At 73.8% G+C, this 25,322-nt stretch carries 22 protein-coding genes; 10 read left to right on the top strand and 12 right to left on the bottom strand.

Translation table 11 applies throughout. The features are described 5' to 3' along the window. Window positions 1-633: 633 nt before the first annotated feature. Complete coding sequence (locus ACOTKD_RS09425; protein WP_424888385.1) at window positions 634-1,113, bottom strand: hypothetical protein; 480 nt, start codon at window positions 1,111-1,113, stop codon at window positions 634-636. 32 nt (window positions 1,114-1,145) lie between these two features. After that, window positions 1,146-1,457 (bottom strand): SH3 domain-containing protein, encoded by a 312-nt coding sequence (locus ACOTKD_RS09420; protein ID WP_424888384.1) that lies wholly within the window; start codon window positions 1,455-1,457, stop codon window positions 1,146-1,148. Window positions 1,458-1,645: 188 nt separating this feature from the next. On the opposite strand from ACOTKD_RS09420, the gene ACOTKD_RS09415 reads away from it, so the two are divergent. Further along, complete coding sequence (locus tag ACOTKD_RS09415) at window positions 1,646-3,925, top strand: protein kinase domain-containing protein (RefSeq protein WP_424888383.1); 2,280 nt, start codon at window positions 1,646-1,648, stop codon at window positions 3,923-3,925. Window positions 3,926-4,286: 361 nt separating this feature from the next. Here the strand turns inward: ACOTKD_RS09415 and ilvD are convergent, their stop codons facing one another. The 4 genes from ilvD to ACOTKD_RS09395 form a co-directional block, all read right to left on the bottom strand. After that, on the bottom strand, window positions 4,287-6,140 hold the full coding sequence (ilvD, locus tag ACOTKD_RS09410; protein WP_424888382.1) for a dihydroxy-acid dehydratase: 1,854 nt from the start codon (window positions 6,138-6,140) through the stop codon (window positions 4,287-4,289). Between the two features lie 224 nt (window positions 6,141-6,364). Next, a complete protein-coding gene (locus ACOTKD_RS09405) occupies window positions 6,365-7,015 on the bottom strand; it encodes a TetR family transcriptional regulator (protein ID WP_424888381.1) in 651 nt (216 codons plus the stop codon). After that, a complete protein-coding gene (locus tag ACOTKD_RS09400; protein ID WP_211264891.1) occupies window positions 7,012-7,836 on the bottom strand; it encodes a sugar phosphate isomerase/epimerase family protein in 825 nt (274 codons plus the stop codon). The genes ACOTKD_RS09405 and ACOTKD_RS09400 overlap by 4 nt, the downstream gene beginning before the upstream one ends. A 160-nt stretch (window positions 7,837-7,996) precedes the next feature. Further along, window positions 7,997-8,938, bottom strand: a complete 942-nt coding sequence (locus ACOTKD_RS09395) for a Ppx/GppA family phosphatase (RefSeq protein ID WP_424888380.1) — start codon at window positions 8,936-8,938, stop codon at window positions 7,997-7,999. A gap of 45 nt (window positions 8,939-8,983) precedes the next feature. On the opposite strand from ACOTKD_RS09395, the gene ACOTKD_RS09390 reads away from it, so the two are divergent. Beyond that, window positions 8,984-9,841, top strand: coding sequence for a hypothetical protein (locus ACOTKD_RS09390; RefSeq protein ID WP_424888379.1), 858 nt, complete (start codon window positions 8,984-8,986; stop codon window positions 9,839-9,841). Window positions 9,842-10,227: 386 nt separating this feature from the next. On the opposite strand, the gene ACOTKD_RS09385 is transcribed toward ACOTKD_RS09390, so the two are convergent. Beyond that, window positions 10,228-12,036, bottom strand: coding sequence for a BACON domain-containing protein (locus tag ACOTKD_RS09385; RefSeq protein ID WP_424888378.1), 1,809 nt, complete (start codon window positions 12,034-12,036; stop codon window positions 10,228-10,230). Between the two features lie 278 nt (window positions 12,037-12,314). Between ACOTKD_RS09385 and radA the strand changes: the two genes are divergently transcribed. Further along, a complete protein-coding gene (gene radA / locus ACOTKD_RS09380; RefSeq protein WP_106682208.1) occupies window positions 12,315-13,766 on the top strand; it encodes a DNA repair protein RadA in 1,452 nt (483 codons plus the stop codon). Window positions 13,767-13,888: 122 nt separating this feature from the next. Continuing rightward, complete coding sequence (gene disA / locus ACOTKD_RS09375; RefSeq protein WP_106682209.1) at window positions 13,889-15,013, top strand: DNA integrity scanning diadenylate cyclase DisA; 1,125 nt, start codon at window positions 13,889-13,891, stop codon at window positions 15,011-15,013. Between the two features lie 180 nt (window positions 15,014-15,193). Here the strand turns inward: disA and ACOTKD_RS09370 are convergent, their stop codons facing one another. Next, a complete protein-coding gene (locus tag ACOTKD_RS09370; RefSeq protein ID WP_424888377.1) occupies window positions 15,194-16,021 on the bottom strand; it encodes a hypothetical protein in 828 nt (275 codons plus the stop codon). Between the two features lie 186 nt (window positions 16,022-16,207). Between ACOTKD_RS09370 and ACOTKD_RS09365 the strand changes: the two genes are divergently transcribed. Then, entirely contained in the window at window positions 16,208-16,798 is a 591-nt protein-coding gene (locus ACOTKD_RS09365) for a phosphatase PAP2 family protein (RefSeq protein WP_424888376.1), read from the top strand. 32 nt (window positions 16,799-16,830) lie between these two features. Here the strand turns inward: ACOTKD_RS09365 and ACOTKD_RS09360 are convergent, their stop codons facing one another. The 3 genes from ACOTKD_RS09360 to ACOTKD_RS09350 form a co-directional block, all read right to left on the bottom strand. Beyond that, window positions 16,831-17,310 (bottom strand): pyridoxamine 5'-phosphate oxidase family protein, encoded by a 480-nt coding sequence (locus ACOTKD_RS09360; RefSeq protein ID WP_424888375.1) that lies wholly within the window; start codon window positions 17,308-17,310, stop codon window positions 16,831-16,833. Between the two features lie 213 nt (window positions 17,311-17,523). Beyond that, complete coding sequence (locus tag ACOTKD_RS09355) at window positions 17,524-18,237, bottom strand: response regulator transcription factor (protein WP_424888374.1); 714 nt, start codon at window positions 18,235-18,237, stop codon at window positions 17,524-17,526. Next, on the bottom strand, window positions 18,225-19,916 hold the full coding sequence (locus ACOTKD_RS09350; protein ID WP_424888373.1) for a sensor histidine kinase: 1,692 nt from the start codon (window positions 19,914-19,916) through the stop codon (window positions 18,225-18,227). The genes ACOTKD_RS09355 and ACOTKD_RS09350 overlap by 13 nt, the downstream gene beginning before the upstream one ends. A gap of 121 nt (window positions 19,917-20,037) precedes the next feature. Here ACOTKD_RS09350 and ACOTKD_RS09345 point away from each other — a divergent pair, with 121 nt between their 5' ends. The 5 genes from ACOTKD_RS09345 to cseC all read left to right on the top strand — a co-directional run bounded on the left by ACOTKD_RS09345 (window position 20,038) and on the right by cseC (window position 24,673). Then, window positions 20,038-20,964, top strand: coding sequence for an A/G-specific adenine glycosylase (locus ACOTKD_RS09345; RefSeq protein WP_424888372.1), 927 nt, complete (start codon window positions 20,038-20,040; stop codon window positions 20,962-20,964). A gap of 352 nt (window positions 20,965-21,316) precedes the next feature. Then, window positions 21,317-21,865, top strand: coding sequence for a SigE family RNA polymerase sigma factor (locus tag ACOTKD_RS09340; RefSeq protein ID WP_043189586.1), 549 nt, complete (start codon window positions 21,317-21,319; stop codon window positions 21,863-21,865). Next, on the top strand, window positions 21,853-22,521 hold the full coding sequence (locus tag ACOTKD_RS09335; protein WP_424888371.1) for a hypothetical protein: 669 nt from the start codon (window positions 21,853-21,855) through the stop codon (window positions 22,519-22,521). Before ACOTKD_RS09340 ends, ACOTKD_RS09335 begins: the two co-directional genes overlap by 13 nt. A gap of 7 nt (window positions 22,522-22,528) precedes the next feature. Next, complete coding sequence (gene cseB, locus ACOTKD_RS09330; RefSeq protein ID WP_424888370.1) at window positions 22,529-23,236, top strand: two-component system response regulator CseB; 708 nt, start codon at window positions 22,529-22,531, stop codon at window positions 23,234-23,236. 135 nt (window positions 23,237-23,371) lie between these two features. Next, window positions 23,372-24,673: a two-component system sensor histidine kinase CseC gene (gene cseC, locus ACOTKD_RS09325; protein ID WP_424888369.1), complete on the top strand. Its 1,302-nt coding sequence runs from the start codon at window positions 23,372-23,374 to the stop codon at window positions 24,671-24,673. A gap of 70 nt (window positions 24,674-24,743) precedes the next feature. Here the strand turns inward: cseC and ACOTKD_RS09320 are convergent, their stop codons facing one another. Continuing rightward, window positions 24,744-25,205, bottom strand: coding sequence for a VOC family protein (locus ACOTKD_RS09320; RefSeq protein WP_424888368.1), 462 nt, complete (start codon window positions 25,203-25,205; stop codon window positions 24,744-24,746). Window positions 25,206-25,322: the final 117 nt, after the last annotated feature.

The raw sequence follows: 25,322 nt of genomic DNA, 5'->3' as shown, positions 1-25,322 counted from the left end.
CTGAGCCAGGATCAAACTCTCCGTGAATGTTTACCGGTAATCCGGTGTGACACTCGCGTTGAGCGGAACAACCAGGAGGAATAGTCCCGGTCGTTCACAGCGTCCTCGCTGTGTTGCCTGTCAGCCCCGAAGGACCGGCAGGACTTTCAAAGGAACCGCGTCCCGATCTATACAGACCGGAGACGGGGTATTTTATAGTCTGGCGTTGACTTTTGGCACGCTGTTGAGTTCTCAAGGAACGGACGCTTCCTTTGTACTCACCCTCTCGGGCTTTCCTCCGGGCGCTTCCCTTCGTTGTTTCCAACCTTACCAGATCCGTTTTCCGGTCCGTTTCCGGTCCGAATTCCGTTTCCGGCCCCCTGTTGGAGCGGGGTTTTTCGCGCCTTCCGGCGTGTTCACTACTTTAGCGGATTTCCCCGGCGGCTCCTAATCGGAGCCTGGGGCCTTCCCGATCCGAATTCCGGCATGCCGAAATTCATCCCGTTCAGGGGCCGTGCAGTGGTGAGTGCCGCCGGTGCGGCTCGATCGCTGCCCCGTTGTCCTTGCGGACCCCGTGGCAACTCGGAGAACACTACACGAGGTTTCGGGGCCTCGTTGCCACCCCCTCGGCCCGCCCGGGCCGGGTGACGGCGCCTACCGCTTGCGCCTGCCCTTGCCCTTCCGCTCGGTCCGCCGCTCGTACCGCGCGACGGCCTCCTCGTACTCCCGGCGGTGGAGCTCCTCGCCCGGTGCCTCCTTGAACGTACGGAAGGCGTAGGCGAGGAGGGCGCCGATGAAGCCGATCATCATCAGGCTCTGCATCGACCGCTCGGCGTGCGGGTCGGCCGCGGGGTCGGGGCGGCGGCCGAAGCGTTCCCAGGTGCGGCGGAAGGCCAGGGCGCTGCACACCGCGAAGGCGACGACCACCATGGTGTTGACCAGGCCGCCGACCTTGGCGATGGCCAGGCCCTCGTAGCCGAAGCGCAGGACCAGGGCTCCCGCCGCTGCCGCGGCCAGCGCACCGATGCAGGTGCCGGCTCGCCGCAGCCCGTATCCACCGTCGTGATTCAGCCACGTGGTGCCGTAGAACCTGATGGGTTCCGGCTGGGGCCCTGCTCCCTGCTCGTCGCTCATACCTCGATTATGTCGACCGGGCGCTGAACGGCTCAGGAGCAGCGGATCGTCACGAAGCCGCTGCTGCCGGTCTTCACGTAGGCGTCCGACACGTACTGCCCGGGAGCGATGCTGTCCCAGATGTCGGTGGTGCCGTAGGGACCCGTGATCGTTTCACCGCGGGTCTGGCAGCGGATGGCGACGCGGGAGTCCTCGGGGAGGACGCGGACGATCTGGCTGCCGGTGTTCGGGCCGCGGCGCACGTTGACCTGCTGGCCGGGAGCGATGGGGTAGTAGACCGTGGCGGCCGCCGAGCGGGCCGACAGGTTCGAGGACTCGTTCTCGTTGATCTCACTGGTGGCCATGCGGCCCTCCCCCGTTTACGCGTTCACCGTCGATCAATGATGCGTTGATCGCTGCTGTGTAGATCAAAGACATGCAATGTCATGTGCAGGCTAGCAAGGCGCGGCACGCCTCCCGGGAATGCCGGATGCCATCGATTAGGCTCCGGACGCCGCGCTTTTGGCGGCCGACAGACAACGGGGGTGGGGGAATGCCGCCGCTGCGCAGTGCCGGAACGGGACCGGAAGCGGAGGATCCGGGTTATGCCGGTGAGTACCGGCTGGAAGGGCGCCTCGGATCCGGCGGCATGGGCGTGGTGCATCTGGCGCGTTCCGCTTCGGGACTGCGGCTCGCGGTCAAGGTGGTGCACGCCGAATACGCGGTGGACCCCGAGTTCAGAGCGCGGTTCCGGCAGGAGGTGGCGGCCGCCCGGCGGGTGAGCGGCGCATTCACCGCGCCCGTGGTGGACGCGGATCCCGATGGCGAACGCCCTTGGATGGCGACGCTCTACATTCCCGGCCCCACGCTTTCCGAGCGGGTGAAACGGAACGGTCCTCTCGCCCCGGAGGAAGTGCGGCGCCTGGCGGCCGGGCTGGCGGAGGCGCTGCGGGACATCCACCGGGCCGGGGTCGTGCACCGGGACCTCAAGCCGAGCAACGTGCTGCTGGCCGAGGACGGCCCGAAGGTCATCGACTTCGGGATCTCGCGCCCGTACGACAGCGAGCTGCGGACCGAGACGGGGAAGCTGATCGGGACGCCGCCGTTCATGGCGCCCGAGCAGTTCCAGCGGCCGCGGGAGGTGGGGCCCGCGGCGGACGTGTTCGCGCTGGCGTCGCTGCTCGTGCACGCGGCGACCGGGCGGGGGCCGTTCGAGTCCGAGAGCCCGTACATCGTCGCGTACCAGGTCGTGCACACCGATCCCGATCTGACGGGCGTGCCGGCCGATCTCGTACCGCTGATCCAGGACTGCCTGGCGAAGGACCCGGAGCAGCGCCCGACGCCGGACGCGATCATGGCTCGGCTGCCGCGTGAGTTGCGGCAGGGCGGGGCGCGCCGGGTCGAGGTCTCCGTCCCGGACGATTCCGTCCCCACGCATGTGCGCGTCCCTCCGCCCCGGCAGGACGCCGAGGTGTCGCCCGGCACCGCCACCCCCGCCTCGGCGCCCGCCCCGGCGCCCGGCTCCGTCCCGCGTCGTCGACGGCGGCGGCGTATGCCGTGGCTCGTTTCCGCCGGTGTGGCGACCGCGGCCCTGGTGGCGGGCGGGACATGGGCGCTGAGTCGGGGCGGTGACGCGGAGCGGCCCCTGCAGACGCGGCCGACGGTCGCCTCCGCGGACTGGCGGCCGTGGGAGGTGCCGGTGCCGGACGGTGCGACGGGGGCGTGCGCGTACGGAGGGGAAGCGCTCTACTGTTCCGCGCGCGGTCTGCAGGCGGTTCGTATTCAAACCTCCGGTGGGGACGTCGTCTGGCGGAAGACCGCCGCCACGTCTGCGTCCGCGTCGGCGTCCGCGTCTTCCTCTGCGGATGCGTCTTCTTCTGCTTCCTCTGCTTCTTCTGCGGCTGTCCCGGCCGGCGGCGGTGAGACCGGGCCCGTGCCCGCCCCGGTCGTCTCCGGCGGGCTCGTCCACGTCCTGTCGCCGGACGGCCGGAAGCTGTCGGCTCTGGAGCCGTCGACGGGCGAGCCGCGCTGGACGCGGGACGTCTCCGCGTACCCCGGGCGGGTCTACCACGCGGGGGACACCGTGCTACTGGTCGCCGCGGACGGAACGGTGACGGCGGTCGACGGCGGCACGAACAAGCAGCGCTGGCAGCACGGGCTCGGCCTGCCGGGGCGCTCCAAGCCGGTGTTCTCCTTCTACGGCACGGGTGCCGGCGGGCCGGGCCGGCTCGTGTACGCCGTGGCCCCGGCCGGTCAGGGGCAGCACCGGACGCGGATCCTCGCGCTGGATCCGGAGCGCGGGACGACGCTGTGGGAGCGGACGGCCGACGGTGATCTGACGGCCGTCGGCGCGGGGACGGGCGGTGCGCTGTTCCTGACGGCGCCCGACCGGGACAACCGGGTGGCGGCCGTCGTCCGCTACGACCCGGGGACGCGGCGGGAGACGCGGGTGCCGCTCGGTGCGCCGCTCAACGTGGCGAGTGCGGTGGCGCGGGGCGGTGCGGTGTATTTGCTGTCCACGGACGGTGGGCTCACCGCTGTGGGTGAGAAGAGGCAGCTGTGGCGGCTGGACACGTCCGTGGCGAACGCGTCCGCGTTGGTGGCCGCCGACGGCGACCGCGTGTACTTCTCGGCGGCGGACGGGCGTCTCCTGGCCGTGGACACCGCGAAGGGGGCGCTGCTCGGCCAGACGGCCCCGCGGCCGGCCCGCGCCGGGCGCGGCTACCTCGATCTGCCGCCCGCGCCCGTCGCGGCGGACGGGAAGGTCTTCGGCACGGCGCCGGACGGGAAGGTCTTCGCGGTCAGCGCCCGCGATCCGGGGCGCTGGCGTTGACGCGACCGGCGCTCACCCGACGCCGGCAGGGCTCCGCTCGGCACCGCCACGCCGGCTGAGCGCCTTGCCGCAGCCAGCAGGGGGTGCGGCTCAGCCCGCTGCCCAGGGACGGGCTGTGCTCCGCTCGGCACCGCCGGTCCCCGCCGTTGCGGCTGAGCGCCGTTGCGGCGGATGCAAGGTGGCCACGGCGCGCCTTGCAACCACTCCGGCGAGCAACCGGCCGCGTACGGGGCCCGCGCCTTCTCATCCGCCGCAACGGCGAGCAACATCGGCAACATCCCCGGCGGTGCCGGGCCGGACCTCGGCTCCGTAGGCCCACCGACCGGACGACCCGACGACCCGCCGTCAGGCCGACCCGCCGTCAGGCGCCCAGGCGGCTGACGTCCCGCACCGCGCCCCGGTCCGCGCTCGTGGCCATGGCCGCGTACGCGCGCAGCGCCGCCGAGACCTTGCGTTCGCGGTTCTTCGGGGCGTACGTGCCACCCAGCGCCGCGCGCCGCGCGTCGAGCTCGCTCTCCTCGACGAGGAGCTCGATGGAACGGTTCGGGATGTCGATGCGGATGCGGTCGCCGTCCTGCACCAGCGCGATCGTGCCGCCCGAGGCGGCTTCCGGCGAGGCGTGCCCGATCGACAGGCCCGACGTGCCGCCCGAGAAGCGGCCGTCGGTCACGAGGGCGCAGGCCTTGCCGAGGCCGCGGCCCTTGAGGAAGGACGTCGGGTAGAGCATCTCCTGCATGCCGGGGCCGCCGCGCGGGCCCTCGTAGCGGATGACGACGACGTCGCCCTCCTTCACCGACTTGGTCAGGATCTTGTCGACGGCCTCCTCCTGCGACTCGCAGACGACGGCCGGACCTTCGAAGGTCCAGATCGACTCGTCGACGCCGGCGGTCTTCACGACGCAGCCGTCGACGGCGAGGTTGCCCTTGAGGACGGCCAGGCCGCCGTCCTTGGAGTAGGCGTGGGCGGCGTCCCGGATGCAGCCGCCGGCCGCGTCGGTGTCCAGGGACTCCCAGCGCTCGGACTGGGAGAAGGCGGTGGCGGAGCGGACGCAGCCGGGGGCGGCGTGCCAGAGCTCGACGGCCTCGGGGGTCGGCGAGCCGCCGCGGACGTCCCAGGCCTCCAGCCACTCCTTGATGCCGGGCGAGTGGACGGTGTGCACGTCCTCGTTGAGGAGGCCGGCGCGGTAGAGCTCGCCGAGGATGGCGGGGATGCCGCCCGCGCGGTGGACGTCCTCCATGTAGTAGGTGCCGCCGGGGGCGACGTTGGGGGCGACCTTGGCCAGGCAGGGGACGCGGCGCGAGACGGCGTCGATGTCGCTCAGGTCGTAGTCGAGCCCGGCCTCCTGCGCGGCGGCGAGGAGGTGGAGGATCGTGTTGGTCGAGCCGCCCATGGCGATGTCGAGGGCCATGGCGTTGTCGAAGGCGGCGCGGGTGGCGATGTTGCGCGGCAGGACGGACTCGTCGCCGTCCTCGTAGTAGCGCTTGGTGATCTCGACGACCGTGCGGGCGGCGTTCTCGTAGAGGGCCTTGCGCGCGGTGTGCGTGGCGAGGACGGAGCCGTTGCCCGGCAGGGAGAGGCCGATGGCCTCGGTGAGGCAGTTCATGGAGTTGGCGGTGAACATGCCGGAGCAGGAGCCGCAGGTCGGGCAGGCGTTCTCCTCGATGCGCAGCACGTCCTCGTCGGAGACGTTCTCGTTGACCGCGTCGACGATGGCGTTGATGAGGTCGAGCTTGCGGACCGTGCCGTCGACGAGGGTGGCCTGGCCGGCCTCCATGGGGCCGCCGGAGACGAAGACGACGGGGATGTTGAGGCGCATGGCGGCCATCAGCATGCCCGGGGTGATCTTGTCGCAGTTGGAGATGCAGATCAGGGCGTCGGCGCAGTGGGCCTCGACCATGTACTCGACGGAGTCGGCGATCAGGTCGCGGGAGGGCAGCGAGTAGAGCATGCCGGCGTGGCCCATGGCGATGCCGTCGTCGACGGCGATGGTGTTGAACTCGCGGGGCACGGCGCCCGCCGCCTTGATCGCCTCGGAGACGATCCGGCCGACCGGTGCGAGGTGGGTGTGGCCGGGGACGAACTCGGTGAAGGAGTTGGCCACCGCGATGATCGGCTTGCCGATGTCCTCGCTCGCTACGCCCGAGGCCCGCATGAGGGCGCGGGCGCCCGCCATGTTGCGGCCGTGGGTGACGGTGCGGGACCTCAGCTCGGGCATCCTGCTCCACTCCTCGCAGTGCGTGGGCGCCGTCGCGCCGGCGCCTCTCCTCCGCCGTAGCGGTGTCTTTCGAGCCTACGCCCGTACTCCAGGGGGCGGACGGCTTCTCCGCCATGTGAGACACGGGTCCACGAGGCGGTGGTACTCGCGCGAGCCTGTGGTGGTACTTGCGCGAGCCTGCGGTGGTACTCAAGCGGCCACCGCAGTGGTAGTTACGCGAGCACTTACGCGCGCTCTTGCGCGCCGTCCCCCGCCAGGTGCCGCTGCACCGCCGGCGCCACCATCGCCACCACCTGCTCCAGGTCCGCCGACGCCAGCGGCTCGACCTTGATCACGTAGCGCAGCATGGCGACGCCGACGAGCTGGGCGGCGGCCAGCTCCGAGCGCAGCTTCGCGTCGGGGACGTCGAGCTCGCCCGCGATGCGGGTCATGAGCCTGCGGGTGACGAGGTCGCGGAAGACCGCGGCGGCGGTCTCGTTGGCGACGGCCGAGCGGACGATCGCGAGGAGCTGTTCGCGGGTGGCCGGGTTCTCCCAGACGCCGAGGATGAAGCGGGTGAGCCGCTCCCCCAGGGCGTCCGGGCCGCCGGCCTGGATGACGCCCGGCGCTTCGAGCGCGGGTGCGAAGTCCGTCTCGATCGCGGCCGCGAAGATCTGCTCCTTGGGGCCGTAGTAGTGGTGGACGAGCGCCGGGTCGACGTCCGCGCCCTTGGCGATGGCGCGGATGGACGCGCGGTCGTAGCCGCGGGCGGCGAACTCGGCGCGGGCGGCGGCGAGGATGCGCTCGCGGGCGCCGGGGCCGCTACCCGCCTCCGTACGGGCGGGGCGGCCGCGTCTGCGGGGGGTTCCGGCGCCGCCGGGGGCTGCGGCGGTCACGGCCGCGGCACGCCGGTGGGCGAGGCCAGGTGGAGCCGGGTGAAGGCGAGGGCCTCGGCGAGGTCGGCCTCGCGCTCGGCCGCGGACATGGCGCGGCGGGTGTTGACCTCGATCACCACGTGGCCGTCGAAGCCGCGGGTGGCGAGGCGCTCCAGCACCTCGGCGCAGGGCTGCTTGCCGCGGCCGGGCACGAGGTGCTCGTCCTTGGCGGAGCCGTTGCCGTCGGCGAGGTGGATGTGGGCGAGCCGGTCGCCCATCCGGTCGATCATCGCGAGGGCGTCCGTGCGGGCGGTGGAGGTGTGCGAGAGGTCGACCGTGAAGTGCCGGTAGTCGTCCTTGGTGACGTCCCAGTCGGGCGCGTAGGCGAGCATCTCGCGGTCGCGGTAGCGCCACGGGTACATGTTCTCGACCGCGAAGCGGACGTCGGTCTCCTCGGCCATCCGCCAGATGCCGCGGACGAAGTCGCGGGCGTAGCCGCGCTGCCAGCGGAACGGCGGGTGGACGACGACCGTGCTCGCGCCGAGCTTCTCGGCGGCCGCCCGGGCGCGCTGGAGCTTGACCCAGGGGTCGGTCGACCAGACGCGCTGGGTGATCAGCAGGCAGGGGGCGTGCACGGCGAGGACGGGCACCTGGTGGTAGTCGGACAGGCGGCGGAGCGCCTCGATGTCCTGGCTGACCGGGTCGGTCCACACCATGACCTCGACGCCGTCGTAGCCCAGGCGGGCGGCGATCTCGAAGGCCGTCGCCGTCGACTCGGGGTAGACCGAGGCCGTGGACAGCGCGACCTTCGCATCCGGGATGCGCACCACTGGCTCTGTCACGAGGGACAGCGTACGACCGCCTCTCGTACGGCGGGCGGGTACCTCCGATGTGGCGGGTCCGCCCGCGGCCGCTGTGGTGGATCCGCTCCCGGCGGCACTCCCGGCCGCGCTTCCGGCGCCGCCGGCCCGGCTACGGGTCCGGTCGCGGATCCGGCCGGCTTCAGTTCTGCGGCGCCACCGGCAGGTGGTCCAGCCTGCGCAGGATGACGCCCTCGCGCAGCGCCCACGGGCAGATCTCCAGCTCGTCCACGCCGAACAGGTCCATCGCGCCCTCGGCCACCAGGGCGCCCGCGAGCAGCTGGTGCGCCCGGCCCTCCGACACGCCGGGCAGCTGGGTGCGCCGGTCGGCGGTCATCGTGGCGAGCCGCGGCACCCAGTCCTCCAGGGCGCGCCGGGTCAGGGCGCGCTGCACGTACAGGCCCTCGGTGGAGCGGGCGGCGCCCGCGATGCGGGCGAGCTGCTTGAAGGTCTTGGACGTGGCGACGACGTGGTCCGGCGCGCCGAGCCGCGCGAAGTCGCCGACGATGCGGGCGATCTGGGCGCGGACGTGGCGGCGCAGGGCGCGGACGTCCGTGGGGTCGGGCGGGTCGCCGGGCAGCCACGCGGAGGTGAGGCGGCCGGCACCGAGCGGGAGGGACGCGGCGGCGTCCGGGTCCTCGTCCATGCCGAACGCGATCTCCAGGGAGCCGCCGCCGATGTCGAGCACCAGCAGCTTTCCGGACGACCAGCCGAACCAGCGGCGGGCGGCCAGGAAGGTCAGGCGCGCCTCCTCCTCGCCGGTCAGGACCGGCAGTGTGAGGCCCGTCTCCTTCTGCACCCGGGCCAGGACGGTGTCCGCGTTGGAGGCCTCGCGGACGGCGGACGTCGCGAACGGCAGGACGTCCTCGCAGCCCTTGTCCTCGGCCGCCTGCAGGGCGTCCTGCAGGACGGCGACCAGGCGGTCTATCCCGGCGTCGCTGATCGCACCGTCCTCGTCGAGGAGCTGGGCGAGGCGCAGCTCGGCCTTGTGGGAGTGGGCGGGCAGGGGGCGCGCGCCCGGGTGCGCGTCCACCACGAGCAGATGGACCGTATTCGAACCCACGTCGAGGACACCGAGTCTCATGGCCTGAACGCTACTGCGGCTGTCCGGGGCGCATAGGCTGGAGGGGTGGCAAAGACGAAGAAGGCCAAGCAGGGCAAGCAGGGCGGGCAAGGCAAGCCGGGCAAAAAGCGCGATCAGCAGATCGCGCCCGTTTCCCATGCCGACTCCGACGAGGTCGGGCTCGACTTCGCCCGCGCCTGGGTCGAGTTCCCCGACCCGGCGGACGACGAGCAGGTCTTCCGCTGCGACCTGACCTGGCTGACCTCCCGGTGGACGTGCATCTTCGGCAGCGGCTGCCAGGGCATCCAGGCCGGGCGCGCCGACGACGGCTGCTGCACCCTGGGCGCGCACTTCTCCGACGAGGACGACGAGAAGCGCGTCGCCGGGCACGTGGCGCGGCTCACGCCCGACATCTGGCAGTTCCACGACGTGGGCACGGACTCCGGCTGGACGCAGCTCGACGAGGACGGGGACCGGCAGACGCGCCGCTGGAAGGGCTCCTGCATCTTCCAGAACCGGCCCGGCTTCGCGGGCGGCGCGGGCTGCTCCCTGCACATCCTGGCCCTCAAGGAGGGCCGCGAGCCGCTGGAGACCAAGCCGGACGTCTGCTGGCAGCTGCCGGTGCGGCGCACGTACGACTGGATCGACCGGCCGGACGACTCGCGCGTGCTGCAGATCTCCATCGGGGAGTACGACCGCCGGGGCTGGGGCCCGGGCGGCCACGACCTGCACTGGTGGTGCACCTCGGCCACGTCCGCGCACGGAGCCGGCGAGCCGGTCTACGTCACGTACCGGCCCGAGCTCACGGAGATGATGGGCAAGGAGGGCTACGAGCGGCTGGCCGAGCTCTGCGAGGAGCGACTGGCCGCGCTGCTGCCGATGGCTCCGCATCCGGCGGACCCTGCGCCCGGGGCGCGCCCGTAGGCACCCGGCCCGGCCGGAATGCGGACCGCCGCCTCGGCTGGGGTCCCGCGCCTTCGGCCGCGACCCCGCGCCCCGGAACCGCCGCAGCGGCGATCAGTCGTCACGGCGGTGACCGGCGCTGCCGTACATGCCTCAGGCCGGCCGGGCACCGCCGGACCGCGGCATCGTGGTCGCGCGCCGTCGCGGCGGGGGTGAGCGGGCCGCCCCGGAGGGAAACGGACCGCTTTTCCCGGCCGTCGGGGCGGCGCCGTCGCCCTCGGCGGGCTCGGCCCTGCGGCGTCGGGCCCACCGGGGTCGACGGGGGCGGCCCGGGCCGGAAGCGAGCAGGCGCCGCCGGACTCAGCCCGCCGAGGACGAAGGCGCCGTAGCGGGCAGGCACCACCGGCTCAGCCCGCCGCCGAAGGCGAAGGCGCCGTAGGCGATGGTGGAGCCGTCGGGGACTGGGTGGCCGCCGGGGTGGAGACGACCGGGCGGCCGCGGCCCTCGATCGTCACCGTCGTGCCGCCCGGGGCGATGACCACCCGGGCCCGCCACGGCCCCACCGGCTCGCGTTCCGCGTCGATCTCGACGACGACCGTGGTGGTCTGCCCGGGCTGCAGCACCCCGCCCGGCTTGCTCAGCCGCAGCCAGGCCGCGTCGGCCGTCATGGACCACACCACCGCCCGGCCGCCGCTCGCCGTGAGCGTGACGATCGTGGCGGTGCCGCTGGGCTGGGCGCTGACCGTCAGCCTGCCGGGGCCGGGCGCCGGGTCGCCCGGGGCGGCCGGGCCGCCGGGGGCGGGCAGCCCGGCGGTGCCGCCGGCCGGGGACGGCGGGGCGCTGCCGGCCTGCGGTGGCGGTACGGGCCGGCCGTCGGGGCCGATGACGGCGACCGACACCTCGGTGACCAGGCGCCCGGGCGCGCTGCCCGTGCCGACGGGCCGCGGGGCGGGGCCGGGCCCCCGGTAGGGGCGTTCGCTGACGCCGCCGGCCTCCTTCGAGGAGACGGCCGCGGCCTCCGGGTGCGACTCCCCGGTCTCCGGCGCGGCGTGCCACGCGGCCCACAGGGCGAGCACGGGCGCGGCGACGACGGTGACGACGACGGTCGTGGTGACGGCCCGGCTGCGCAGGCGGCCGCGCCGCGCCGTGCGGTCCTTGGGGTCGACGGGATAGCCGCGCCGGTCGAAGCGCGGCACTGCGGGCGCGTGGGCCCCGCGCTGCCGGCCGCCCGCGCCCGCCGCGGACAGCATCGCGGCGTACGCGTCGGCTCTGGGGGCTTCGAGGACGGGCAGCGGGGCGGAGGAGGCGGCGGTGCCGGGCCAGGGCTCCCCGGCGGTGGCCCGCTCGGCGGTGCGGCGGCAGTCGGCGCAGTCGTCGACGTGCCGGACGAGCTCGCGCCGCAGGGCCGCGCCGAGCAGCACCTGGGCGTGGGCCCCCCCCCCCGGGCCCACCGGGGCCCCGCCCCCCCGCCCCCGCCCCCGGCCCGCGCCTCCCCCCACCGGGGCCCCCCCCGCGCCGGGGCCCACGACGGGACAGCGGCCCGCCTCGACGACGGCCAAGGCCGTGCGCGTGCGCTCGACCTCGCAGGCCGCGGAGGACAGCAGGGCCCGCGCGGCGTCGGTCTCCAGACCGAGGACGGCGGCGACCTCGGAGCCGGTGAGGCCGTGCCGGACGGCCAGTTCGAGCGCTTCGCGCTGCTCGGCGGTGGTCCCGGCGGCCTCGGGCCAGGCGAGCAGGGCGAGCTCGGCCCGCCGGCGCGGGTCGGGCGGCGCGGGCGCCTCCCCCGCGGCCGCGCCGGCGGCGAGGCGGCGCAGGCAGGCCCAGCGGGCGAGGGCGTAGAGCCAGGGGCGGCGCAGGTCCTCGGCGGCGGGGGCGCGGTCGGCGCGCTTCTCGGCGAGGGCGAGGACCTCTCCGAGGGCGGCGGTCGCGGCGTCGTGCTCGCAGAGGACGGACAGGCAGTAGGTGAAGAGCCCGTCGAGGTGGGGGTCGTACTTCAGGGGCGGCTGTTGCGTGAGGGTCGCGTGCGGGCCGGGCGCGGCGGGGGCCGCGGGGCCGCGGCTCCGGGCCGCCTCGCGGACGGCCGGCGCCGCCGTCTCCGCCTCGCACCCCGGCTGAGCGGTCTGATTGTCCCGAGGCGCGCGGGCCTCGCGCGGCGCACCGCGGTGTGCGCGATGCGCGCCGGTGGCGTGCGGGCGGTGCTCTGGCCTCCTGGTCATCATCCCGGCGACGGTAGGCGGGTGACGGGCCGTTGCTGCCACTGCCGACCCAGGTTTAACCCATTCGGGTGACGTTCTCCCACAAAATGGGGACACTGCTGCCCCGTCCCTCCTGTGTTTCCGGGGAGAGGGGCTCCGGGCAGCAGGAACAGCGCGAAGGGACGGCTTCCGGGTTCTGGTAAAAGACCGCCGTTCCGGAGGGCCGTCGTGCGGGGCCGGGGTGGGCCGGGCCGACCGGGCCGGCTGCGTTGTCAGTGGGTCCCGCTACGGTGGCTCGCATGGCTGCCCGTACCGCACGCTCGTCCGCCAAGGACCGGCCCTCCTACCGCTGCACCGAGTGCGGCTGGACCACGGTGAAGTGGCTCGGCCGCTGCCCCGAGTGCCAGGCGTGGGGCACGGTCGAGGAGTTCGGCGCGCCCGCGGTGCGGACGACCGCGCCCGGCCGCGTGTCCACCGCCGCGCTGCCCATCGGCCAGGTTGACGGCCGCCAGGCCACCGCGCGCAGCACGGGCGTGGATGAGCTGGACCGCGTCCTGGGCGGCGGGCTCGTGCCCGGCGCGGTGGTGCTGATCGCGGGCGAGCCGGGCGTCGGCAAGTCGACGCTCCTGCTGGACGTGGCGGCGAAGGCCGCCTCCGAGGAGCACCGCACGCTGTACGTGACGGGTGAGGAGTCGGCAAGCCAGGTGCGCCTGCGGGCGGACCGCATCGGCGCGATCGACGACCACCTGTACCTGGCGGCCGAGACGGATCTGGCGGCCGTGCTCGGGCATCTCGACTCCGTCAAGCCGTCCCTGCTGATCCTGGACTCGGTGCAGACGGTGGCCTCGCCGGAGATCGACGGCGCCCCGGGCGGCATGGCGCAGGTGCGCGAGGTGGCGGGCGCCCTGATCCGGGCCTCCAAGGAGCGGGGCATGGCCACGCTCCTGGTCGGTCACGTCACCAAGGACGGTGCGATCGCGGGCCCGCGCCTGCTGGAGCACCTGGTCGACGTGGTGCTGAGCTTCGAGGGCGACCGGCACGCGCGCCTGCGGCTGGTGCGCGGCGTGAAGAACCGCTACGGGGCGACGGACGAGGTGGGCTGCTTCGAGCTGCACGACGAGGGCATCACCGGTCTGGCCGATCCGAGCGGCCTGTTCCTCACCCGCCGCGACGAGCCCGTCCCGGGCACGTGCCTGACGGTGACGCTGGAGGGCCGCCGGCCGCTGGTGGCCGAGGTGCAGGCGCTGACGGTCGATTCGCAGATCCCCTCGCCCCGCCGCACGACGTCCGGCCTGGAGACGTCGCGGGTGTCGATGATGCTGGCGGTGCTGGAGCAGCGGGGCAGGATCAGCGCGCTCGGCAAGCGGGACATCTACAGCGCGACGGTGGGCGGCGTGAAGCTGTCGGAGCCCGCGGCGGACCTGGCGGTCGCCCTGGCCCTGGCCAGTGCCGCCAGCGACACCCCCCTGCCGAAGAACCTGGTGGCGATCGGCGAGGTGGGCCTGGCCGGTGAGGTCCGGCGGGTCACCGGGGTGCAGCGGCGGCTGGCGGAGGCGGCCCGGCTGGGCTTCACGCACGCGCTGGTGCCGGGCGATCCGGGGAAGGTGCCGAGCGGCATGCGCGTCCTGGAGGTCGCCGACATAGGCGAGGCGCTTCGAGTGCTCCCCAAGCGGGTACCCCGGGAGAACCGGCGCCGAGCCGGGTCGGACGCTCCGGCCGGGGAGAGCCCTGTCGGCCCTGTTCAAGCGTGAGGGGGCCCTCTTTAATAGGCTGGGCGCCCGAACACGCCAGTAGACTTTGCCCTGGTCTCGCCCGTACGTACGGAAAACCGGGCGGGCTGCGGCACCGTTGACCTTGCGACCGGAGGAGTGCAGTGGCAGCCAACGACCGGGCATCGGGCCCCGGCAAGGCCGGGGGTTCCTCCGGTGCCGACGGTCTGATGCGCGCCTCGCTGAGCGCCGTCGCGCCCGGCACGGCCTTGCGCGACGGCCTGGAGCGCGTCCTCCGCGGCAATACGGGCGGCCTGATCGTCCTGGGCATGGACAAGACGGTGGAGTCCATGTGCACGGGCGGTTTCGTGCTGGACGTGGAGTTCAGTGCCACGCGCCTGCGCGAGCTGTGCAAGCTGGACGGCGCCCTGATCCTCGACAAGGACATCACCAAGATCGTGCGGGCGGGCGTGCAGCTCCTGCCGGACGCGTCGATCCCCACCGAGGAGACCGGCACCCGGCACCGCACGGCGCAGCGCGTCTCCATCCAGTGCGGCTTCCCCGTGGTGTCGGTCAGCCAGTCGATGCGCCTGATCGCCCTCTACGTGGACGGTGAGCGGCGCACCCTGGAGGAGTCCGGGGCGATCCTCTCCCGGGCCAACCAGGCCCTGGCCACCCTGGAGCGCTACAAGCTCCGGCTGGACGAGGTCGCGGGCACCCTGTCCGCCCTGGAGATCGAGGATCTGGTGACGGTCCGCGACGTGACCGCGGTCTGCCAGCGCCTGGAGCTGGTCCGCCGCATCGCCACGGAGATCGCGGAATACGTGGTGGAGCTGGGCACCGACGGCCGTCTGCTCTCCCTGCAGCTGGACGAGCTGATCGCCGGCGTCGAGCCCGAGCGCGACCTCGTCGTGCGGGACTACGTCCCGGAGCCGACCGCCAAGCGCACCCGTACGGTCTCCGAGGCCCTGTCCGAGCTGGACTCCCTCACCCACCCCGAGCTGCTCGAACTGCCCATCGTGGCGCGCGCCCTGGGCTACAGCGGTTCCCCGGAGACGCTGGACTCCGCGGTGTCGCCGCGCGGCTACCGCCTGCTGGCGAAGGTGCCGCGGCTGCCGGGCGCGATCATAGAGCGGCTGGTCGACCACTTCGGCGGGCTGCAGAAGCTGCTGGCCGCCAGCGTGGACGACCTGCAGACGGTCGACGGGGTCGGCGAGGCCCGCGCCCGCTCGGTCCGCGAGGGGCTGTCGCGGCTGGCGGAGTCCTCGATCCTGGAGCGGTACGTCTAGCCCAGCGGCACCTCCGGCCACCGGCCGGCGGTACGTCCAGCCCAGCGGTACGTCCAAGCCCAGCGGCGCCTCCGGCCGCCGGCCGGCGGTACGTCCAGCCGCAGCGGCATCGTCAGCCGGAGCCGGCATGGCCGGCCGGAGCGATTCGCCCGGCCGGGGGTCCCGTCGTACGTCCGGCCGTCAGTCCTTCTCCAGGGTGAATTCCACCTTTTCGGTGACGCCCGCAATTCTGACCTCGGCCCGGTACTTGCCGGTGCCCGCCGCCCCGTCGCCGGAAGGCGTCGCGCAGTGCGGGGCACTGCGCTTGCGGTCCCATTCCACGGTGCGCTTCGTCTCACCCGAACCGGGGAGTTCCACGAACACCGGGCCCGTGGCGCGGGGGCAGTCGTCGGAGGCCCACACACGGTCGTCGCCGTCGATATGCGTGATCTTCAGGATCGATGCGGTGGCACCGAAGTTGACCTTGCAGGCACTGCCGCCGGAGTTCTTCACCACGATCTCGAACTTCGGCTTCTCGTCGGGCCGGTAGGCGTCCTTGAGGCTGCGGATCGCGAGCCGCACCGCGCCCGGCGAGCAGTCGGGCAGGGGCGAGCCGACCGGCACGGCCTTGCCGTCGCCCGTGCCCAGCGCGCCACCGCCGCCGGTCCCCGTCGTGCCGCCCCCGCCCGTACCGGCGCCGCCGGTCCCGGACGCGCCCGTACCGCCGCCGGGGCGGTCGTCACCGCCGCTGCCGCCGGAGCCGGCGCTGCCCGACTCGCCGCGCCCGCCCGGGCGTTGGCTGTAGTGCGGACCGGAGGGCACCGGACCGGGGGTGATGGTGGTGCTGTCGCCCGGGTTCTTTCCGTCCGTGCCCTTGCTCTGGTTGTCACCGGAGCCGCCGTCACCCCCGAGGGTGACGAACCAGAGGCCCAGCAGAACGAGAAGGCCGAGCAGGCCAAGCGCAACTGCCCTCCGCCGCCAATAGATGGAGGAGGGAAGCGGCCCGATCGGATTGCGCAGTGATCCCACGCGAAGACTCTACGAGACATCGGCGGGGGCACCAGCCCCTACCCGCCGGGTGGGTGCCGGATTTTCTCATCATCGGTCCGCAGCGGATGCCGATTTTCCCTTGCGGCCATCTGACGAAAGTCCTACCGCACGCCTGCCGATAGCCCGGTGTGGCGCGGAAGTGACGGACCGTAGGCTCCCGGAACCATGGACACCGTGGACAACGACCTCTATCGCGACGTCACCGAATTCGCCCGCTCCACACCGGAGTGGGTGCACACCCTTGCGGAAATCGGCACACAGGCCGGGCTGTTGCTGCTGATGGCCGTGGCCGTCGCCGTGTGGTGGCGCAACCGGAGCACGGGGGCGCGCGGCGTCGCGCTCGCGCTGCTCGTGCCGGTCACCACGGCGATCGCGTACGGCATCAGCGAGGTCGTCAAGAGCTTGGTGGACGAGGAGCGGCCGTGCCGGGCGGTCCACGGCGCGGTCACCTCGCTGGCGGCCTGCCCGCCGCACGGCGACTGGTCCTTCCCGAGCAACCACGCCACGCTCGCCGCGGCCCTCGCGACCGGCATCGTCCTCGCCCGGCGGGCGCTCCTGTGGGCCGTCCTGCCGATGGCGCTGCTCGTCGCGTTCTCGCGGGTCTTCCTCGGCGTGCACTACCCGCACGACGTGGCCGCGGGCCTGCTGCTCGGCGCGGCCGTGGCGCTGCTCGGCGGGCTGCTGCTCGCACGGCCCGCCACGGGGCTGGTGGAACGGGCGGAGCGGGGGCGGCTGCGCGTGCTGGTGAAGGCGTAGCCCCCGGGAGAAGGCGTAGCCCCGGGAGGGGGTCAGGCCGCGGGGCGGGTCCACTCCGACTTGTGGCCGAAGCCCTGCCCGTTGTCGATCAGGCGCAGCCAGGAGGGGCGCAGCTCCCACAGGTCGGTGCGCTCCATCGCCTGCCGGAGCCGGTCGTTGTGGTCGACGTACGGGAAGCGCTCGCTGTACGCGCGCCAGGCGGCCTCGCGCTCCGTGCCCTCCAGGCGGCGGCACGTGCCGCGTCCTTGAATCCCCGTCAGGGCCGTCCACACCTGCCCGTCACGCTGGGCGGTGAAGGCGACGGCGGCGCCGCTCGCGAGGGCGCGGCCGTGGCGCGTGGTGACCGAGGTGACGAAGAGCAGCGCGGTGTCGTCGCCGTCGGCGGGGGCGTAGAGCACCGCGCACGCCTGCGGGCCGTCCTCGTCGGCGTAGGCCAGGGTCAGGGTCGAGTGCGCGTCGAGCGCCGCGCGGATGTCGCGCGGCGGTCGCGGCTGCGGTTCGCTCTCGTTCATGGGCCCATTTCACCGTGGCGGACGGTGCGGGGCCAGCCGGGGCGCGACAGTGCCGGTGGCGTCACATTCCGCCGGACCCTCGCCGTCGTGGCGCTTCACCGTCGCGGCGGGCGGCTTTTGCCGGGGCAAGCGCTCCTGCTGCCGCAGCGAAGATCTTTCCGCCGCAACGGCGAAGTGCCACGACGCCGGCTGCCGGCGGTGCCGAACCGGCGCTCAGGGGGTTTCGTCGTGGGCCCGGGCCGTCAGGCCCGCCTCGTACGCGACGATCGCCGCCTGTACCCGGTTGCCGACCTCCAGACGGTCGAGGACCGCGCTCACGTAGCCCTTCACCGTGCCTTCCACGAGGTGCAGGCAACGGCCGATACCCGCGTTGGAGAGGCCCTCGCCGAGCAGGGCGAGCACCTCGCGCTCGCGGGCGGTGAGGCCGGCGATCCGGGCGCGGGCGGCGGCTCCGCGGGTCAGGCGCTCGCCGCCGAGTTCGGCGATGACGTGCCGGGCCACCTTCGGGGAGAGGTAGGCGCCGCCGTCGGCGACCGCGCGGACGCCGGTCATCAGTTCGTAGGGGTCGCCGGACTTGAGGAGGAAGCCGGTGGCCCCGCCGCCCAGGGCGCGGGAGATGTAGGCGTCCTCGGAGAAGGTGGTGAGGATCGCGACGGCGGTGCCGGGCGCGGTCCGGCGGATCTCCTCGCACGCGGCGAGGCCGTCCATGCGCGGCATGCGGATGTCGAGCAGCGCGACGTCCGGCCGGTGGGCGCGGACCGCCTCGACGGCCTCGCGGCCGTCCGCCGCCTCCGCGACGACCTCGATGCCGGGGTCGGCGGACAGGATCGCGCGGACGCCGGCGCGGATCATCGCCTCGTCGTCGGCGACGAGGACTTTGACGACGTCGCCCGTCCCCGCGTCCGTCCCCGTGTTCAGCGCAGCCATTCCTTCTCCTCCTGTTCCACGACGCCGGCGGCGCCGGCGCGCGGGATGCGGCTCTTCGCGACGAGGTGACCGTCGCGGAAGCAGAGCCGGAAGTGTTCGACGCTGACGAAGAGTTCGCCACTGGCCCGGTAGTAGCGGCATTCCGCCCCGGCGGGCGGGGCGGCCGGGTCCCGGTCGGCCGGCGGGTCGGCGACGTGCCGGTCCGGGAGGAGGGGCGCGACGTCGGCGTACGGCGCGCCGACGCGCAGGGCCGCGTAGTCGGCGGGCTTCAGCACGGAGTGGGCCTTGATGTAGGCGTACCAGCCGAAGGCACCGGTGACGAAGACGGCACCGGCGGCGGCCGCGACGGCGAAGGGGACGGCGAACCGCCGCCGGGCGGTGCGCCGGGCGTGCGCGAGGGCGTCGGTGTCACGGCTGCCGTCCGCGGGCTCCTCCGGGCGCGCCATGCGTCCGGCCCGGGCGGCGTCCGGGAACCCGGCCCGGGGCCCCGGCTCGTGCGGGAGCCGCGCGCTCACCGTGAACCCGCCGTCGTCCGCGGAGGTCCCGGCCGTGAGCTCGCCTCCCGCGAGAGCCACCCGCTCCCGCAGCCCCGGCAGCCCCGTACCGCTGCCGCCCGCGGACGGCGCGCCGCCCTCCGGGGCGGGCCCGCTGACGACCGTCACCAGCGTCTCCCGCGGCCCGGTGTCCACCGTGACGGTCACCGCCGCCCCCGGCGCGTGCTTGGCCGCGTTCGTCAGCGCCTCCTGGACGACGCGGTACGCGGCCCGCTCCACGAGCGGCGGCAGCGCCGGTTCACGGGGCAGCGCGGCGCGCACGCGCAGGCCGGAGGCCGCCGCGCGGTCCACGAGGGCGGGCAGCGAGTCGTCCGGCGGGGCCAGCGGCGCGGGCCCGGGCGGGGCGGCGTCGCGCAGGACGCCGATGATGTCGCGGAGCCGGTCCGTCGCCGCCGCGGCGGCCTCGCGCAGGTCCGCGGCGGCCGCCCGGTGCGCCGCGTCGAGGCCGGGCGCGACCTGCAGGGCCCCGGCACGCAGGGCGATCAGGCTGAGTTCGTGGCCGAGGGAGTCGTGCATGTCCTGGGCGATGCGGGCGCGCTCGCGCAGCCGGGCCCGGTCCGCGACGATCTCCTGCTCGCGCTCCAGCTGCGCCGCCCGGCTCCAGCCCGCGGCGACGAGCTCGCGCGCCTGGCGCCGGTACCGGCCGGCCAGCCAGGGGAAGACCGCGCCGAAGAGCAGCGTGCCGATCAGAACCAGCCATTCGACGACGGGGTCGTTGTGGCGGGCGAGGACGAGCACCGTGCCCGCGGCCGCGACGGCCGGGAAGGCGTACAGCACGGGGCGCGTCCGGGCCGAGCGGCGGCCCAGCAGGAAGGCGAGGACGGACAGCGCGGGCCCGTACGAGAGCGTGAACAGCGAGGGGGAGGCGGCGAGGCCCAGCCCGGCGGCGAGGCCGAGCGCGAGCACCGGCCGGGCGCGGGAGACGGCCACGGCGACGGCGAGGACGGCCGCTCCGGCCGCGGTCTGCCACCAGGGCCGGGGCGCGTTCAGGCCGAGCAGGTCCGCGGCGACGCCGGGCGCGGTGAGCGCCGCCCACAGCAGGGCATCGGGCAGGGCCCTGGTCGGAAGCCCGGTCCCGGCCCTGGTCAGGGCCGTTGCCGGGGCGGTGGTCGTGCGGCGGCTCACCGGTCCGACGGTACAAGCCGGGGCCGTTCGCGCGCCCCTGACGAAAGTCAGACGAAAGTCGGGTGAACGGGGCCCGGCGCGTTTCACCGCCGCCCGCGGCCGTGCCAGGATCGGAAGCGCCATGACTGTGACAGACCGCACCGACGCCCTGCCCGAAGCCCTCTCCGAGCCCCTCTCCGGCGCGCTCCACGGACCGGTCATCGACTGGTTCGACGCGCACGCCCGCGACCTGCCCTGGCGGCGCCCGGAGGCCGGCGCGTGGGGCGTGATGGTCAGCGAGTTCATGCTGCAGCAGACGCCGGTCAGCCGCGTCCTGCCGGTGTACGAGCAGTGGCTCGCGCGCTGGCCGCGCCCGGCGGACCTGGCGGCCGAGCCGCCCGGCGAGGCGGTGCGCGCGTGGGGCCGGCTCGGCTATCCGCGGCGGGCGCTGCGGCTGCACGCCGCCGCGACGGCGATCACGGAGCTGCACCGCGGCGAGGTGCCGAGCGACCACGCCAAGCTGCTGGCGCTGCCGGGCGTCGGCGAGTACACGGCGGCGGCGGTGGCCTCGTTCGCGTACGGGCAGCGGCACGCGGTCCTCGACACCAACGTGCGCAGGGTGTTCGCGCGCGCCGTGAGCGGCGCGCAGTACCCGCCGAACGCGACGACGGCGGCCGAGCGCAAGCTGGCCCGCGCCCTGCTGCCCGGGAGCGAGCCGGTCGCCGCGCGCTGGGCCGCCGCGACGATGGAGCTGGGCGCGCTGGTGTGCACGGCGCGCACGCCGGTCTGCGGGCGCTGCCCGATCGCCGACCGGTGCGCGTGGCGCGCGGCGGGCTCCCCGGCGCACGACGGTCCGCCGCGCCGCGGCCAGACCTACGCGGGGACGGACCGGCAGGTGCGCGGAAAGCTGCTGGCGGTGCTGCGGGAGGCGCTGGAGCCCGTGCCGCAGGTGGCGCTGGACGCGGTCTGGGACGAGCCGGTGCAGCGGGCCAGGGCGCTGGACGGACTGGTGGCGGACGGCCTGGTGGAGCCGCTGGCGGACGGGACGTACCGGCTGCCGCTGGGGTAGTGCGCGGCCCCCGTCACACGGCTGCCGCCGGGCGCGGTGCGGAACCCCGTGCCTCCGGGCCACCGGGCCTCCGTGGCGGAGCCTCGTCATGCCTCTGTCACAGAGCCCGTCACACGGCCGTGTCACAAGACCCGCCGTGACCTGCCGAAAGGCCCTCCCGAACAGGACAGAGCCCCCTTTTCACGCCCTACCGCCCCTGCTCCCGCAACGCTGTTACACAACCTATGGATAGCTGTGCACCAGCCGCAGTGCTGCCGCACATCACGTCGCAACAGCGCCTCCGTAGCGTCCTTCTCGTGCTGGGAGACCACCAGCGTGACGCGGGGAATGCAAGCGGAATGGAGGCTGCGAGATGGCCAGCAGCGGCAAGGTTCTGGACTTCGAGGAGTACGTGCGCAACCGTCAGGACGCGCTCCTGCGCAGCGCCCGCCGTCTCGTGCCGGACCCCATCGACGCGCAGGACCTCCTCCAGACCGCTCTGGTGCGCACCTACGGCCGCTGGGAGGGCATAGCGGACAAGTCGCTGGCCGACGCCTACCTCCGCCGTGTCATGATCAACACTCGTACGGAGTGGTGGCGCGCCCGCAAGCTCGACGAGGTGCCCACCGAGCAGCTCCCCGACGCCAGCGTCGAGGACGGCACGGAGCAGCACGCCGACCGCGCGCTGCTGATGGACATCCTCGGTGTCCTGGCGCCCAAGCAGCGCAGCGTCGTCGTGCTGCGACACTGGGAGCAGATGAGCACCGAGGAGACCGCGGAGGCGCTCGGGATGTCGACCGGAACGGTCAAGAGCACGCTGCACCGGGCCCTGGCCCGGCTGCGCCAGGAGCTGGAGAGCCGCGACCTGGACTTCCACGCCCTCGAGCGCAACGAGCGGGGGCAGGAACGGTGCGCAGCCTGAAAAAGGCGGCTCCCCCCAGGCCGGTTCTGATCACCGGCGGCACGGTCACCGCGCTGGCCGCTGCCGCCGGTCTTCTGCTTGCCGGATGCAATGCGGGCAGCGAGGGCGTGCGCAAGGAGGGCACCGCGCAGACGCAGTCGGCGGCGAAGCCGACCCGTATGCCCTCGGCCTCGGCGACGGCGGAGCGACCGCAGGACAAGGTCGACGCGGTCAAGCTGCTCAAGGGCGACCCGAAGATCGGCGCCCAGGTCAAGAAGGACCTGAAGCCCTGCGTGAAGGACCAGTACCCGCTGGACGTGATCTACGGGAAGCTGACCGACGGCTCCCGGGACGACATCGTCGTCAACATCCTGACCTGCGGCGATTCCGTGGGCGTGGGCTCGTATGTGTACCGTGCCAAGGGCGACGGCTCGTACGAGAACGTGTTCATGATCGAGCAGGCGCCGGTGTACGCCGAGATCGACCGCCGTGACCTCCGGGTCACCAAGCAGGTCTACGGGCCCGGTGACGCGGTCTGCTGCGCGTCGGGCGAGGATGTGATGACGTACCACTGGTCGGGGGCGGAGTTCCGGGAGACCGGGCGCACGCACACCGACTACAGCAAGACCGCGAACAACGACAAGGGCGACTTCCCGAGCGTGGGAACGGAGGGCTGAGGGCAGCGTGGGCGATACGCATGTGCTCTTCGTGGAGGACGACGACGTCATCCGTGAGGCGACCCAGCTGGCACTGGAGCGCGACGGCTTCGAGGTGACCGCGGTGCCGGACGGGCTGCTGGGGCTGGAGAAGTTCCGCGCCCGCAAGCCCGACATCGCGCTGCTCGACGTCATGGTCCCCGGCCTGGACGGGGTCAGCCTCTGCCGCCGGATCCGCGACGAGTCGACCGTTCCGGTGATCATGCTGTCGGCGCGCGCGGACTCCATCGACGTCGTCCTGGGCCTGGAGGCCGGGGCCGACGACTACGTCACCAAGCCCTTCGACGGCGCCGTGCTCGTCGCCCGCATACGGGCCGTGCTGCGCCGCTTCGGGCACGCCAGCGGGCCGGGCGGCGGCGCCGGGGCCGACGCCCCCGAGGAGCTGGAGTGCGGCGTGCTGCGCTTCGGCGACCTGGAGGTCGACACGGACGGCATGGAGGTCCGCAAGGGCGGCGAGCCCGTCGCGCTGACCCCGACCGAGATGCGGCTGCTGCTGGAGTTCTCCGCGGCGCCCGGCACGGTGCTCTCCCGCGACCGGCTGCTGGAGCGCGTCTGGGACTACGGCTGGGGCGGCGACACCCGGGTCGTCGACGTCCACGTGCAGCGGCTGCGCGGCAAGATCGGCCAGGACCGGATCGAGACGGTCCGCGGCTTCGGCTACAAGCTCAGAGGGTGACACGGGTGACCACCCCATGGTGATCCGCTCCACGGCCGCCGGTTCCGAGGCGATCCGCTCCACGGCGGCCGGCCCCTTGGCAACCAGCCCCTTGGCAACCGGTTCCGCGGTGACCGGTTCCGCGGTGACCGGCTCGTGGTGAAGCTCGCCCTCCGCTCGGGTCTGCGCTGGAAGGTCAGCCTCGCCATCGCGGGCGTCGGCGCGCTCGTCGCGGTGGCGCTCAGCCTCGTCGTGCACAACGCCGCCCGCCTGTCGATGCTCGACAACAGCCGCGACGTCATGGACGAGCGGGTGCAGATCGCCCAGCGGTACTACGAGAACACCGGCCGGCTGATGCTGCACGCCAAGATCGACGACCCCGCGCTGCCCAAGCCGCTGCGCGACGCCGCCGCCATCGGCCAGCGCGCGACCTTCCTGCAGGACTCCGGCGGCGGGAACTCGCCCGAGGTCTGGGCCTCCGTGCCGGTCCGCAACGGCAAGATCCTCTCGATCCACACCCGGTTCAAGGACCGGTTCTCCATCATCGACGCCCTCGACAAGGCGCTGATCATCGGCTCGGTCTCGGTCGTCCTCGGCGGCTGCGCCCTCGGCATCCTCATCGGCGACCAGCTCTCCCGCAGGCTGCGCAAGGCCTCGGCGGCCGCCCGCAAGCTCGCCGACGGCGACTCGGAGGTACGGGTCCGCGAGGCCATCGGCGGCCGCGTCCGCGACGAGACGGACGACCTGGCGCGCGCCGTCGACGGCATGGCCGAGGCGCTCCAGCGCCGGCTGGAGGCCGAGCGGCGCGTCACCGCCGACATCGCCCACGAGCTGCGCACCCCCGTCACCGGGCTGCTCACCGCCGCCGAGCTGCTGCCGCCCGGCCGGCCCACCGAGCTCGTCCGCGACCGGGCGCAGGCCATGCGCACCCTCGTCGAGGACGTCCTGGAGGTGGCCCGGCTGGACGGCTTCGCCGAGCGCGCCGAGCTGCAGGAGCTCCTGCTGGGCGAGTTCGTCGAGCGCCGCGTCCGCGCGTTCGGCCCCGAGGCCCGCGTACGGGTCGCCCGGGACGCCTACGTCTCCACCGACCCACGCCGCCTGGAACGCATCATCGGCAATCTCCTGGCCAACGCCGCCAAGCACGGCAAGCCGCCGTTCGACGTGACCGTCGAGGGGCGCGTGCTGCGGGTGCGCGACCACGGGCCCGGCTTCCCCGAGGAGCTGCTGCAGGAGGGCCCGAGCCGGTTCCGCACGGGCAGCAAGGACCGTGCGGGCAAGGGCCACGGCCTGGGCCTGACCATCGCCGTCGGCCAGGCCCGCGTCCTGGGCGCGCGCCTGACCTTCCGCAACGCCGACCCGGAGGTCGAGGGCGGCACGGGGGCGATCGCGGTGCTGTGGCTGCCGGAGTCGGCGCCGACGAACACGGGCACGTTCCCGGTCATCCAGGTGCCGGACTAGGAACGCAGACCGCCAGGGACCGGCTTCATATCGGCCCGGGTCGCATCCGGCCGGGTCACGTCAGCCGGGGTCACATCGGGTCGACGCACTCGCCCCAGGCCTTGTCCATGTCCAGCTGCTCGTTGCGCTGCGTCAGCGAGAACCAGTTGCCGGAGTCGTCGCGCAGGATCGCCTCCGTGCCGTACGGCCGCTCCTGGGGCTCCTGCAGGAACTCCACGCCCTTGGCCTTGAGCGTCTCGTAGTCGCGGTGGATGTCGTCGGTGCTGAGCACCCCCGCGCCCAGCGCGCCTCTGGAGACCAGTTTCTTCACGGCCTCGGCCGACTCCGGGTCGAGCCCGGGCGGGCCGGGGACCATCAGCGTGAGCTCGACGTCCGGCTGGTACTTCGCGCCGACCGTGAGCCAGCGCATTCCCTCTTCGCCGCCCATGGTCATATCGGTGCGGACTTCCAGCCCGAGCTTGTTCGTGTAGAAATCCTTCGCCCGGTCCTGGTCGAGGACCCAGACGGTGGTGATGGCAATTCCCTTGATCATGACGCGCTCCGATCACCGGATTGTGCGCTGCATTACCACCGTAAAAGCCGGAGCCGGGGGGCCGCGGGGGGGGGGGGGGCGCGGGGGGGGGGGGCCCGAGTGGCCCGGGGGGCCGAA

The organism is Streptomyces sp. XH2, from assembly GCF_049725035.1.
Taxonomy (GTDB): domain Bacteria; phylum Actinomycetota; class Actinomycetes; order Streptomycetales; family Streptomycetaceae; genus Streptomyces; species Streptomyces roseoverticillatus.
The sequence above is the reverse complement of the archived record's forward strand: the minus strand, read 5'-3'. Positions and strand labels throughout refer to the sequence as shown.

Excerpts from the sequence above, each read along its gene's own strand:
- ACOTKD_RS09355 (WP_424888374.1), bottom strand. The coding sequence starts at position 18,237 with ATGGCTGCGCTGAACACGGGGACGGACGCGGGGACGGGCGACGTCGTC.
- ACOTKD_RS09385 (WP_424888378.1), bottom strand. The coding sequence starts at position 12,036 with ATGACCAGGAGGCCAGAGCACCGCCCGCACGCCACCGGCGCGCATCGC.
- ACOTKD_RS09320 (WP_424888368.1), bottom strand. The coding sequence starts at position 25,205 with ATGATCAAGGGAATTGCCATCACCACCGTCTGGGTCCTCGACCAGGAC.
- ACOTKD_RS09415 (WP_424888383.1), top strand. The coding sequence starts at position 1,646 with ATGCCGCCGCTGCGCAGTGCCGGAACGGGACCGGAAGCGGAGGATCCG.
- ACOTKD_RS09395 (WP_424888380.1), bottom strand. The coding sequence starts at position 8,938 with ATGAGACTCGGTGTCCTCGACGTGGGTTCGAATACGGTCCATCTGCTC.
- ACOTKD_RS09425 (WP_424888385.1), bottom strand. The coding sequence starts at position 1,113 with ATGAGCGACGAGCAGGGAGCAGGGCCCCAGCCGGAACCCATCAGGTTC.
- ilvD (WP_424888382.1), bottom strand. The coding sequence starts at position 6,140 with ATGCCCGAGCTGAGGTCCCGCACCGTCACCCACGGCCGCAACATGGCG.
- radA (WP_106682208.1), top strand. The coding sequence starts at position 12,315 with ATGGCTGCCCGTACCGCACGCTCGTCCGCCAAGGACCGGCCCTCCTAC.
- ACOTKD_RS09365 (WP_424888376.1), top strand. The coding sequence starts at position 16,208 with ATGGACACCGTGGACAACGACCTCTATCGCGACGTCACCGAATTCGCC.
- ACOTKD_RS09420 (WP_424888384.1), bottom strand. The coding sequence starts at position 1,457 with ATGGCCACCAGTGAGATCAACGAGAACGAGTCCTCGAACCTGTCGGCC.
- ACOTKD_RS09360 (WP_424888375.1), bottom strand. The coding sequence starts at position 17,310 with ATGAACGAGAGCGAACCGCAGCCGCGACCGCCGCGCGACATCCGCGCG.
- ACOTKD_RS09345 (WP_424888372.1), top strand. The coding sequence starts at position 20,038 with ATGACTGTGACAGACCGCACCGACGCCCTGCCCGAAGCCCTCTCCGAG.
- ACOTKD_RS09340 (WP_043189586.1), top strand. The coding sequence starts at position 21,317 with ATGGCCAGCAGCGGCAAGGTTCTGGACTTCGAGGAGTACGTGCGCAAC.